General features: G+C 44.1%; 10 protein-coding genes. 9 read left to right on the plus strand and 1 reads right to left on the minus strand.

The features are described 5' to 3' along the window. Positions 1 to 964: 964 nt before the first annotated feature. From RM347_RS17945 to RM347_RS17985, 9 genes are all read left to right on the plus strand, one after another. Complete coding sequence (locus RM347_RS17945) at positions 965 to 1,465, plus strand: fatty acid hydroxylase (protein WP_322720614.1); 501 nt, start codon at positions 965 to 967, stop codon at positions 1,463 to 1,465. 389 nt (positions 1,466 to 1,854) lie between these two features. Further along, positions 1,855 to 2,097, plus strand: coding sequence for a hypothetical protein (locus RM347_RS17950; protein ID WP_322720613.1), 243 nt, complete (start codon positions 1,855 to 1,857; stop codon positions 2,095 to 2,097). Beyond that, entirely contained in the window at positions 2,084 to 4,045 is a 1,962-nt protein-coding gene (locus tag RM347_RS17955) for a sensor histidine kinase (RefSeq protein WP_322720612.1), read from the plus strand. Before RM347_RS17950 ends, RM347_RS17955 begins: the two co-directional genes overlap by 14 nt. Positions 4,046 to 4,058: 13 nt before the next feature. Then, positions 4,059 to 7,430, plus strand: coding sequence for a PAS domain S-box protein (locus RM347_RS17960; protein WP_322720611.1), 3,372 nt, complete (start codon positions 4,059 to 4,061; stop codon positions 7,428 to 7,430). Positions 7,431 to 7,520: 90 nt separating this feature from the next. Continuing rightward, positions 7,521 to 7,910 carry a response regulator transcription factor gene (locus RM347_RS17965; protein ID WP_322720610.1) on the plus strand — a complete coding sequence of 130 codons (390 nt, stop codon included), beginning with the start codon at positions 7,521 to 7,523 and terminating at the stop codon, positions 7,908 to 7,910. A 721-nt stretch (positions 7,911 to 8,631) separates the two neighbouring features. Further along, positions 8,632 to 9,726 carry a phosphotransacetylase family protein gene (locus RM347_RS17970; protein WP_322720609.1) on the plus strand — a complete coding sequence of 365 codons (1,095 nt, stop codon included), beginning with the start codon at positions 8,632 to 8,634 and terminating at the stop codon, positions 9,724 to 9,726. 434 nt (positions 9,727 to 10,160) lie between these two features. After that, positions 10,161 to 10,664, plus strand: coding sequence for a hypothetical protein (locus RM347_RS17975; protein ID WP_041565591.1), 504 nt, complete (start codon positions 10,161 to 10,163; stop codon positions 10,662 to 10,664). Between the two features lie 87 nt (positions 10,665 to 10,751). Further along, complete coding sequence (locus tag RM347_RS17980; protein WP_322720608.1) at positions 10,752 to 11,150, plus strand: MAPEG family protein; 399 nt, start codon at positions 10,752 to 10,754, stop codon at positions 11,148 to 11,150. Between the two features lie 106 nt (positions 11,151 to 11,256). Further along, positions 11,257 to 11,748 carry a YajQ family cyclic di-GMP-binding protein gene (locus RM347_RS17985; protein WP_322720607.1) on the plus strand — a complete coding sequence of 164 codons (492 nt, stop codon included), beginning with the start codon at positions 11,257 to 11,259 and terminating at the stop codon, positions 11,746 to 11,748. A gap of 105 nt (positions 11,749 to 11,853) precedes the next feature. Here RM347_RS17985 and RM347_RS17990 read toward each other — a convergent pair whose 3' ends face one another. Then, a complete protein-coding gene (locus RM347_RS17990; RefSeq protein ID WP_322720606.1) occupies positions 11,854 to 12,411 on the minus strand; it encodes a glutathione S-transferase family protein in 558 nt (185 codons plus the stop codon). Between the last annotated feature and the right edge of the window lie 4 nt (positions 12,412 to 12,415).

Below are 12,415 nucleotides of genomic sequence, written 5' to 3' on the forward strand. Positions count from 1 at the left end.
ACGTTCGGGTAGGGTGTCGGAGACAGAGGCTCCGCCAAGACGTAGCTTGCTTCGACCTAGGAGTACAAGTCGGTAACGCGACGTCACTCCCTTTAAGCCTCTTAACCCGTCCAACGCAGTGGCTCCCCTTTAAAAGTGGAGCTTAATTTCCTCATTTTTAAGGAGGGTTAGAGAGGATCAAGCCTTAACCCAAGTGTATTTTCTCTAAAATCAACTTTTCACCCCTTTGAGCTTAATTAGGTAGAAGCCTTACAGCTACTTGAAGGGAGATATAGGAATTTCACTAGTATTAAACGCTAAGTTGAAATTTATAGGTTAAGACGAGGACACGAGAAATATTCATTCTCCGCGTCACTGTGTGTTTCTCTGATTGCGTCGCTCCCTACCCATGATTTATTGATTGATAGCCGACTATTATGGCATCTATTTAATTCTAGATCCTCAAATTTTGCCACCTCTCAATTTAATTGTAAACCTACTTTATTCACCTCCATAACTTAGGTTGTGTTGGCAGAATGCCTATTTCTATAGTTCTGATTAGATTCATAATAGAAGCTTGATTGCAATCAATTTATAATTAACAATTTTGAAGAAAGTCTTAACCTAAATTTGTACTAATTTTAACTCAACCTTTGCTTACGCTGTATGCCTTAGTAAGAAGATTGTGTAGTAACTATGGTAAAATACTGTATTCCCATCGGGTTTTAGATGTATTGCTACCATTAACCCAGAGCTAGAAGTCAAGTTGGAGGTTCTTACAAGTTGCTGTTTACTGCATTAAGGATCGGAGATTCATGAAACTGCAACTAACCCAATTACATATACTCTGAGCAAAATTAACTGGAGCGTAGACCTATGAGAAACACAGGTGCTGCTTGCATAGCGCAAAACAGGTGTCTACGTCGACAGCATGACATTTGCATATTTTCTGTGGAGTTTTCTTAACTATTCTTGAGGAGTACAAATGCTTGAGGCTATCGCTGTTGCTTGGTTATTACTGTTTTTTGGTGATTTTCTATCTACATTCTTTTACCACGTACCCGAGCACGTTTTTGGTAGCCTTCATTTAAAAACGCACCACTCTTGGAAGAAGGACTTCCGCCACTACGCTATTTTGACTTTTAATTCCCAGGTTCTTTTAGATGGTATCTTGGGAGCTTTGCCTTATGTACTTATAGCAGTAGTCCTGTGGTCTTTTTCTCCCATTGGCGTGATCTCTGGATTACTGCTTGGTCAGTTTCATGTATGGTGGAGACACATAAGTGTACTGGGTTGGCAAACTTCAAAGCCTGTAAATATTTTATGCCAAATTCTATTTATTACTACTCCTGAGAGACACTGGTTACATCATCACAAAACTAATTTGGGTTTCGGTGATATTTTCACTTTCTTTGAACAACCTGCACAAATGTGGTTACGCTGGCTTCGGCTACTCAGACTTCGTTTTCGCTACTCTCGGATCTAACTGAAGCTACTGCTTAACCAAATATTTTTTAAAATTACCAAAAGAAGCTGCGATCGCAGCTTCTTTTTGTACATTAGAGGAGATTATTCCAGTCTCATAAATGCGCTCACCTACATACTCAAAAAGCTGATTCCTAATTATTTAAGAGTAGTAGCAACAAGAGATATCAATTGACTATAGATTTAAATCTATGCTTTTTTATAATTATGAAAGCTTTTTTTATAGTTTTTTAGGGCGTGTCATCAGAAAGCAAGGGAGTGACACAGACGGAAGGATGCCTCTAATAAGAAGTTTAAAGGTATTTACTACCGCTCAACTTCACTGTTATATCACCAATCTTTTTGGGAAAGCTAGTCTTAATTAGTAAATTATTATATCCCTAGATTTTTATGAAAATTCCTCTCTTTTCTGGAGATGCTGGGCGTAGCTTGCTTATCCGAAGGGGTATGGATAGCTACAGTGAACAAGGCAGGAGGCAAATCGCTTTTAGCGTCTCCCCTTGGGATAAGGCAGAAGGCAGAAGGTTGCAATACAGTTTAGGCTTCTCTTTGAGACGCTACGCGAACAGACCTACACTGAATGCGGTTAATTTGCAACCTGCTTTAGATGAGGTGTTTCATGTCCGCAGTTAGCCTCAGAAAGATGCTCAACCAAAAAGAGTTGCCATCTCTACTTCATAACTTAGTCTACCAGTTCAACATCGCTATTGATGTTGAACTGGTAGATGGCACGAAACTGATTAGCATTGGGGAGCAAACTACAAAAAACCGATATCCAATCGAGGTTTCAGGAGAAATCATCGGTTGGGTTGTTGGCAAAGAACAGGCAACTCTACTTGCGACTTTGCTCTCGTTTCTGGCAAAGCAGGAAGCTGAGAAGAAAATACTTGCCAAAGAATTGCTGGAGCGGTACCAGGAAATTGATTTGTTTGACGATATCTCGACTCAACTGACAACAAGTTTAGATACGCGACAGATTGGCCAACTCGTGCTTCAAGAATTGAGTCAATTAATTGAATCATCTGCGGGGATGATTCTGCTTTTGAGTCCAGATGCAACTGCGTTTGAAATCATTGCCGAATTTGGAGTGTTTTTTGACCACAATCAGCCAGAACCCGGTAAGGGAATTATCGGCAACATTGTGCAATCCAACCGGGCCGAACTCGTCAATGATGTGCAAGCCGATCCGCGATTAGAGGGGCAAAAAAACGTTGCTGCAATGATTTGTGTACCGTTACGAGCCAAAGAGCGGGTACTGGGAGCGATCGCTATTGGAACCTCCAAAACTGACTCATACATGGCTGAACACCTGAAACTTGTGAGTATCTTTGCCTCTCAAACAGCGATCGCCATTGACAAAGCTGTGCTTTACGAGCAAAGCACTCAAGCAGCCCTCCAGGCAAAAGCCCAGACACAGAAACTTCAGCAAGCTCTTCATGAATTGCAATTGGCCCAAACTAAGTTGATCCAAAGCGAAAAAATGTCCAGTCTAGGGCAACTCATTGCCGGAGTTGCCCACGAAATCAACAACCCGGTTAACTTTATTTACGGCAATTTAAGGTATGTTGCCGAATACGCCCAAGACTTGTTGCACTTATTGGAAAAGTATCAGAAATTCCTACCTGTTGCTCCTCCAGAACTAGAATCAGAGTTAGACAATATAGACCTGGAATTTATCATGGAGGATCTCCCCAAACTGCTAGATTCGATGAAACTGGGCACAGGTCGCATCGTAGAAATTGTCCAATCTCTGAAAAACTTTTCCCGCCATGACGAAGCAGAAATGAAAGCCGTCAACATCCACGATGGCATCGATGGGACGCTGATGATTCTTCACCATCGCCTAAAAGCGGCTATTCGCCGACCGAAAATTGAAATAGTTAAAGACTATGCCAAACTTCCCTTGATTGAATGCTACCCCGGAAAGTTGAATCAAGTATTTATGAACATCCTGGCAAATGCCATTGATGCTCTAGAGGAGGGAATGGGCAATGAAGAAATACCCCCCCCTACGGGACAAATCACCATTCGCACTGAAGTCCTTGACAACCAGTGGGTTGTGATTCGCATTGCCGACAACGGCCCAGGCATGAAGGAGGAAGTAATCCGCCGCATTTACGATCCCTTTTTCACCACGAAAGATGTTGGTAAGGGAACCGGGTTAGGCATGGCAATCAGCTACCAAATTGTTGTAGACAAACATGGGGGAATGCTCAAGTGTCGTTCTCAACCAGGTGAAGGCACAGAATTCTGGATTCAGATTCCAATAAATTGTGCATTGGCAGACGCTGCTGAAGAACAAAATAGCACCTCTGCCTCGCCAACTCCCACAACCGAATCATCCCCCACTCCCGATGCTGACGGCTTCATTCCATCAACAGCTCCAATGCTCAAACCGACGGATTTGCTGATCCGCCATACTCAACTGATCCAGCGACTTTCACAGCATAGTCCAGATGTAGAAGGTGCATCACCCGATCAAATTTACCAGATGTTCCAACGCCACCCAATTTCGTTAAAGCTTTACGCCACTTTGTTGTCTTGGTTCTGTTGTTCTAACCCTACCCAAATACGCCGCTAAAGAAACCTCAACCATGTTTAAACAACTTGATGAATACAATAGTCAGCTATTTGAACTATGTCCTGTTGGGCTAGTACTATGCCGAACAGATGGGACACTAATTAACATCAACCCCGCCTATGCTGCAATTTTGGGGCGCACTGTTCCAGAAACCCTGAATCTCAACTACTGGCAAATTACTCCGGAAAACTATGCGATCGCCGACCAAGCTACGCTAGAGAACCTAGAACAAACTGGTCGCTACGGTCCCTATGAGAAGGAGTTAATCCACAAAGAGGGGCATCTGGTTCCGGTCAGGATCTCTGGACTGATGATTGAGAAAGATGGGGAGCAACTGATCTGGTCTAGTGTGGAGGATATCAGCGACCTTCGACGCGTTCAGCAGGAACGCCAACATACTGAACAAATCCTGAAACAGAGTGAAGCCCGATACCGCTCTCTTGTAACTGCTAATACACAAATTATCTGGGTAAGTACACCACAAGGAATTTGCTTTGAACTGGCAAGCTGGATAGCCTATACAGGTCAAAGTCTAGCTGAAGCGCAAAATGGGGGCTGGATTGATGCCGTTCATCCTGACGATCGCGCCTACACCGGAGAAGTCTGGAGTGCTGCCGTGGCAAACCTGAGTATGTATCAAATTGAATACCGAATTCGTGGCAAGGATGGCAACTATCGCTACTTTTGGGTCTGGGGTGCGCCCGTTATAGAAGAAGATGGCAGGGTCCGGGAGTGGATTGGCACCTGCACCGATATTCACGATCGCAAACAGGCAGAAGCTGAAAATCAGCGTCTTCAAGAACGATATCGCTCCTTAGTAACTGCTACTTCACAGATTATCTGGGGGGCTACCCCGGAAGGACTGGGAATCAGCAGGGAAATGCTCACCTGGATGGCCTATACGGGGCAAAGCGAGGCTGAAGTTGAGGGTTGGGGCTGGCTCGATCCGATTCACCCCGATGACCGTGCCAGTTCCACAGAAGCTTGGAATGCTGCTGTAGCAAAGCGAGGTATCTACCAAACCGAATATCGGCTGCATGGCAAGGATGGCAACTATCGCTACTTCTCTGTCTGTGGTGCCCCCGTCCTCGAAGAAGACGGCAGTATTCGGGAATGGATTGGCACCTGTACTGATATTCACGATCGCAAGCTGGCAGAAGCTGAAAATCAACGTTTATTGGATATGTTGAATCATTCCAGCGATGCCATCATCGTCCGTGATATGAGCGACAAAATCTCTCACTGGAATCAGGGTGCCGAGAGACTCTACGGTTGGACGCGTGAAGAAGTAAAAGGCCAATGCATTCAGGCTTTTATCAAAAAAACCTTTCTAAAACCAAAGGAAGAAATTATAGCAGAGTTATTAGAGCAAGGAAATTGGGAAGGAGAAGTGCAACACCTCACCCATGATGGCAAACTGATTACTGTGGAGAGCCGATGGACGTTGCAACGGGACATCTCTGGTCAGCCCTGCGCGGTGCTGGAAATCAATACCGACATCACTGCTCGCAAACAAGCAGAAATGGCTCTACGACAACTGAATCAAGAACTGGAAGCCAGAGTTGTCGAGCGGACGGCTGCCCTGCAAAATACCCTAGCAGAAGCGCAGGGATTAAATGCTATTTTAGATAACTTAGCAGATGGTTTGTTAGTGGCAGATACCACAGGACAAATCACCCACTTCAATCCTGCCTTTTTAGCCATGTATGGATTGACGGCTACCGCCCTCAACGGTCACTACCGAGAATTACCGATATCTGGTTTAGCAGACCTGGTTGCACGAACTCAGTCCCATCCTGGAGAGGTGTTCTCTGCCGAAGTTGCACTGACCAAGGAACGCATTGGTCAAGCAGTGGCAACCGCCATTTTCAAAAAGACGGCAGATCGAGAACCCGCTGCCTGCTTCGGTTCAGCGCTGCTAATTCGGGATGTGACGGTAGAAAAGGAAATCGACCAGATGAAGACCGACTTCATCTCAACGGTTTCCCACGAACTGCGGACGCCACTGACTTCTGTCCTCGGTTTTGCGTCCATCATTCAAGAAAAGCTGGAAACCGATGTGTTCCCAATGATTTCTACCGAAGACCGCAAGCTTCAGAAAACAATTAAGCGGGTGGCTGACAATCTCAACATTATTGTGTCGGAAGCAGAACGACTCACATCTTTGATTAATGATGTCTTGGACATCGCTAAGATGGAAGCAGGTAAGGTGGAATGGCAGATGCAGCCCCTCGATCCCAGCGAATTACTGGATTGGGCAACCAATTCTACCGCCGGGTTATTTGAAACCAATGGCTTGCAATTGGTCAGCGAGATTGAACCTGGACTGCCTCAGATAATAGGCGATCGCAACCGTCTACTGCAAGTTTTAATCAACCTGATTTCCAATGCCGTTAAGTTTACCGAATCTGGTTGTGTCATCTGCCGCGTCAAACAAGGAAACGACGGTGTTTGCATCAGCGTCATCGACACAGGCATTGGTATTGCACCTGAAGACCAGCCAAAAGTATTCGAGAAATTCCGCCAAGTTGGCGATACCCTCACCGACAAACCCAAAGGCACAGGGTTAGGACTGCCCATCTGTAAACAAATCGTCGATCATCACGGCGGTAGAATCTGGGTTGAGAGTGAAGCAGGTAAAGGCAGCGTATTCTCGTTCATCATTCCCACCTACGCCAGCGATCAAAAAACCACTGCTAATCTGAATTTGGATACGTTAGTCAAACAACTCAAAGAACACGTCATCACCAAAAATGCTGTGCTGAACCAAAACCGTAAAACCATTTTGGTTGTAGATGATGACGCTAACATTCGGGAACTACTCCGTCAACAATTGGAAAACGAAGGCTACAACGTTCGGGAAGGAAAGGACGGCGTGGATGCAATTCATCAAATCAAAATAGCCCGTCCCGATTTGATTCTTTTGGACGTGATGATGCCCCAAATCAACGGGTTCGATGTGGCAGCCGTTCTCAAAAACGATCCCCAGACCGCAGACATTCCAATCATTATTCTGTCAATTATTGAAAATAAAGAACGGGGCTACCATATTGGCATCGATCGCTATCTCACCAAGCCCATTGACACAGAGAAACTCCTCAACGAAATTGGCTCACTGCTTTACCAAGGTACTTCTAGTAAAAAGGTATTGGTTGTAGATAAAAATGCATCAGCCTTAAAAACTCTATCAGATGTACTGCAAACTCAGGGATACAGCGTGATTGAAGCCTCCGATCCACAAGAATGCATTTATAAAGCCCTGTCAGCCAAACCTGACATGATCATCATCGATTCTATCTTCTCTCAAGAAGCCGATTTGGTGAAAACCCTCCGGTTTGAGAAGGAGTTGGAAAATGTATTTTTTATTATGCTATCAGAACAGTAATCGCTGCGACTGGAGGCTGGGGATTAGGAAGGAATTCTTCTAATCTCCAATCCTTAATTCCCAATTCCCAATCCCCAATCCTCAATCCCTATGACCCAGAAAATTCTAATTGTTGACGATGAACCCAATATCTTGATTTTGATGGAACAAGCCTTAGAAGCATTAGAAGACGAGGGTGTTGAACTTCTAACTGCTAGAAATGGAGAAGAAGCTCTCGAAACTATTAAAACTGAAAAACCAAATCTAGTTTTTCTTGATGTGATGATGCCGAAAATGAATGGTCTACAAGTGTGCCATATTGTAAAACACGACCTGCAAATGGTTGATATCTACATTGTGATTTTGACAGCTAAAGGACAGGAATTTGATAAACAAAAAGGAATTGAGGTAGGTGCAGATTTATATCTAACTAAACCATTTCGCCCCAAAGAAGTACTTGAAAAATCAATGCAGGTATTGGGTTTTTCAGGAAAGGTCTGAATGCTTTTCAACTGCGATCGCTTCCAGTCTATCGTAGGCGATCGCAGTACTTGGTAATGCTAATTCATCTGCAATGGGCGTAGCTTGCTTATGATATTATGCTATTTCAACTTTTAGGTGTCAGGTTCTTTTAGATAGAATTGAATATTTTTTAAAAGTATCAAAAGCAGATGCGATCGTAGCTGATTTTGTCAGCTATTTAGTTGGACTAGATTCAAGATATTTGATTGACGCTGGGTCTTTCCCGCAATCAATACAACTCTAAAATTTCTAATTCTGGTGAGAGTGGAAAACCAAATTTTTCATGATCATGAAAAAACTTCAGTAAGAATAGGCATAAAGGTTTATTTCTATAAAAAGCTTGTAGCTTAAATGTGCGAACTTCAAAACCCTCCTTTTGTGCTTCTTGTGATTCAGAAAAGCTTCCAGGGAAAATTTCATCAAAGTGGAAACGCTAAAAGCAAACAAGTCGGGAAACCCGCTGTTAGCGCCTGGCTTGACTTTTCGCTGCGGCGGGCTGCGCCAACGGATAGCGAGTCAGACGCTTCTAGGTCGCTATCGAGCGTTGGAAGCCTCTGCTCAGACAGCTTTTTGCTTGTTCAATCAGAAGCTATTTCTGGGAAACCTTAATTTGTGAGAGCGAGAGGCTTTTGCCAGAAGGAACTAGAATTAGGAAACACCTAGCTGGGTTCTTCTGACTTTTGAAATTAGGAGTGCATGTGTGCCAAAATCCCCTAAATATTTGCTGATTGGATCAACCGAGACTTACAGCGGTAAATCTGCAACTGTTCTGGGTTTGTCTCATCAGCTACAGCAAAAAGGACTGGATATTTCCTACGGTAAACCGCTCGGTACTTGTTTGAATTCGTCTAGTGGAACCGTAATTGAGGAAGATGTCCAGTTCATCGCTCTTAGCCTCAATTTGCCGGAAAACCGCGTTGTACCTACAATGCTGGCTTTGGATGAACCAAATGTGCAAAAGCGCCTGCGGGGGGAAGACAAAACCGATTATCAGCAGTCCCTAATACAGCAATATTTGCAAATGTCCCAAGGCGATTTGGTGTTACTGGAGGGCCCTGGTGATTTGTCCGAAGGCAATTTGTTTGACTTGTCTTTGCTGCAAATGGCTGAAGTATTGGATGCTGGTGTGCTGTTAGTAGCCCGCTATAAATCATTGCTTTCGGTTGAAGCACTATTGGCTGCTAAAGGGCGTGTGGGCGATCGCTTGATTGGAGTTGTGATCAATGATATCCCTGTCACCCAACTAGAAGCGGTTGACACTCTCTTGCGCCCATTTTTGGAACAGCAGGGTATTCCGGTGCTAGCAATGCTACCAAACAGCGATTTGCTCCGCAGCGTGAGTGTTGGCGAACTAGTCAAGCAGTTAAAGGCTGATGTTCTTTGTCGCAACGATCGCATGGATTTGTTGGTCGAAAGTTTAGCAATTGGAGCGATGAATGTCAACTCCGCTGTGAAGTATTTCCGCAAACGCCGGAATATGGCAGTGGTAACAGGAGGCGATCGGGTGGAAATTCAGCAAGCTGCTTTGGAAACTTCTACCCAATGTTTAATTCTCACCGGGCAACTACCACCCCCACCGTTCATTCTCAGTCGCGCTGAAGAACTAGAAATCCCCATTTTATCTGTTGACTTAGACACCCTCACCACTGTAGAAATTGTTGACCGCACTTTTGGGCAAGTCCGCCTGCACGAACCGATTAAGGTTCAGTATATTCGCCAGTTGATGTCAGAGCATTTTGACATTGATCGCTTGTTAACTAAATTGGGTTTAACTCCCGCAGCGGCATTGTCTTAGATTCATCAACTTCAAAAATTAAGAGCATCTATGCTCAGTTATCAGTTAGGAGGCTGTATTGCTGGTGAGGGTACAGCTGGTTCGCCGTCACTTCTCAGGCGACGGCGTACTATCTTCCTTTGCCACATAGCAGATAGCTGCGACATGCTTAGTACACAATTTCGTAAATTCGTGGACAATTGAGGGTTGAAATTTAAACGCACAGAGAAGTCGGAGCGGCAGCTATCCTGCGAGTTCACCGTGGCGGTACGGTGGGAGCGCAGAGGAGCGTAAAGTTTGTTTGTGCCAAGCTTGTAGATGTGCATCAGCTTACTTGGTGCTACCAAGTAATCCAAACAATCAAAAAATTGTAGCAATGTCTAACTCAGGTTCGCCTCGCACCTACACGCTGTTTGGTAAAATATCTGGGTCGTTTAATCTGATTATCTCCATCTTTGAGCCAATCAACAGACCTTATTAACCTCGATACATTAGCGCAAGAACTGGCCACAATCCAGCAAACGGGTTCTAAAAGAATTGCCTTGCTGGGTTCTCGTCACGTCCCGATTACGCATCAGAATCTTATTGAAATGATGACTTATGCCCTAGTTTTATCGGGTAATCGAATCATCACTTCTGGTGCTACAGGTACAAATTCAGCTGCCATCAAGGGAGCAACCCGGGCTGATGCAAATTTGTTGACGGTGATTCTACCCCAAAGTCTGGAACGCCAGCCTTTGGAATCGCGCCAGCAACTAGAACAGGTGATGCATTTAGTAGAAAATCCCAGTAATGATAATCTGTCTCTCGCTGAAGCTAGTTACTTGTGCAACAAGGAGATTGTTTCCCGTTGCCAGCAACTGATCTGCTTTGCGTTTCACGACAGTCGTACCCTGTTACAAACTTGTCAAGATGCGGAAGAACAAAGAAAAGTGGTAACGCTTTTCTACTTTGATTAGTCATTTGTCATTTGTCTTTTGTCATTTGTATTTGACTAATGACTGATGACTGATGACTGATGACTAATAACCAATGACTAATAAGTAATGATAATTTTTTTGTACTCGATCGCTGCTGCTGCCGTTCTAATTTATGTGCCTTTTTTGCTAGTAGCTTATGCCCGTGCGCGTATTGGCTATGAAACGTTTTCGACTCCTCGCGCTATGTTTGATAAATTGCCACCTTATGCCCAACGAGCTACTTGGGCACATCAGAACACTTTTGAAGCGTTTATGGTGTTTGCGGCAGCAGCATTGATGGCTTATATAACTGGTGTAAATTCAACTAAGGCACAAGTGGCTGCGATCGCCTTTGTGGTGGCTCGTTTCCTATACTCAATTTTTTATATTTTGAATATACCCCTTTTGCGATCGCTCATGTTTGGCATTGGCATCCTTGGCTGTGCCACTCTTTTTTTCTTGAGTATCATCCAAACTACTAGTTAATTGGGGAGTGGGAACTGGGGACTGGGGAAGAGTTTTCCCAATACCCAATCCAAAATCGTTCGACTGAGCGAAGTCGAAGTCCAAAATCTAAAATCCAAAATGTTTTATGGCTTCTACTTTTTCCTTTGACATTGTGAGCGACTTTGACCGACAAGAGTTGGTTAACGCTGTCGATCAAGTTATACGAGACATCAAAGGTCGTTACGACCTCAAAGACACTCAAACTACTGTCGAGTTAGTCGAAGAAAGCATTAACGTTAGTACTGACAGCGAATTTACCTTAGATTCTGTACACAACATCCTGCGGGAAAAAGCCGCCAAGCGTAATCTCTCCCAAAAAATCTTTGATTTTGGGAAAGTTGAATCAGCCAGTGGTAATCGCGTGCGTCAAGAAATCAAACTCAAAAAAGGCATTAGCCAAGAAATCGCCAAACAAATTTCCAAATTGATTCGCGACGAATTCAAAAAGGTACAAGCCTCAATTCAAGGTGATGCTGTACGGGTTTCTGCCAAATCTAAAGATGACTTGCAAATTGTTATGCAGCGGTTGAAACAAGAAGACTACCCAGTTGCTTTGCAATTTACAAATTATCGTTAAAAGATTTGCATGGTGGACATTGCCTATCCAAACTACGTTTTGTGAAAATTTGTTTGTTTGGATCTAATACAGGGTAGGGGCATATAGCTGTCGCCCCTACTACAATTAAGCCCGTCCGCCAATACTTTTTTGAAATGCCGGACGCTCAGATAACTGCTTCATATAGTTCAACACTGCTGGGTAGGAACTGAGGTCTAGCTTTAGCATGATGGGAATGTAATTCAGAATAGACCCCACTGCCACATCAGCAACAGTGAACTCATCGCCAAGCAAAAAAGGTTGCTTACTGAAAATTTCATTTAACGGAGTCAACAAGCGGGGCATTTCCCGCTCCCGATTTGCTTCTATAAAAATTCCTGGCCCGAGGGTAGCATTGGCAAACAACACCCATTGGGAAAAGACACCACGTTCCTCTGGTGAAAGTGTAGTTTTACTGTACTTATCGGCAAGATACAGCAAAATTGCCCCAGATTCCCAAAGCTGAAAATCCCCATCAACAATTGCTGGAACTTTACCTACTGGGTTAATTGCCAAATATTCAGGCTTGAGGTGTTCACCCACCTGCATATCGAGCTTGACGAATTCGTAGGGAATTCCTAATTCCTCTAAATACCAGTGAACAATTGACGCTCGACTACGAGCGCCGCCGTAGAGTTTTAGCATAATT

The organism is Nostoc sp. ChiQUE02 (genome assembly GCF_034531305.2).
In the GTDB taxonomy this organism is placed as follows: Bacteria; Cyanobacteriota; Cyanobacteriia; order Cyanobacteriales; family Nostocaceae; genus Nostoc.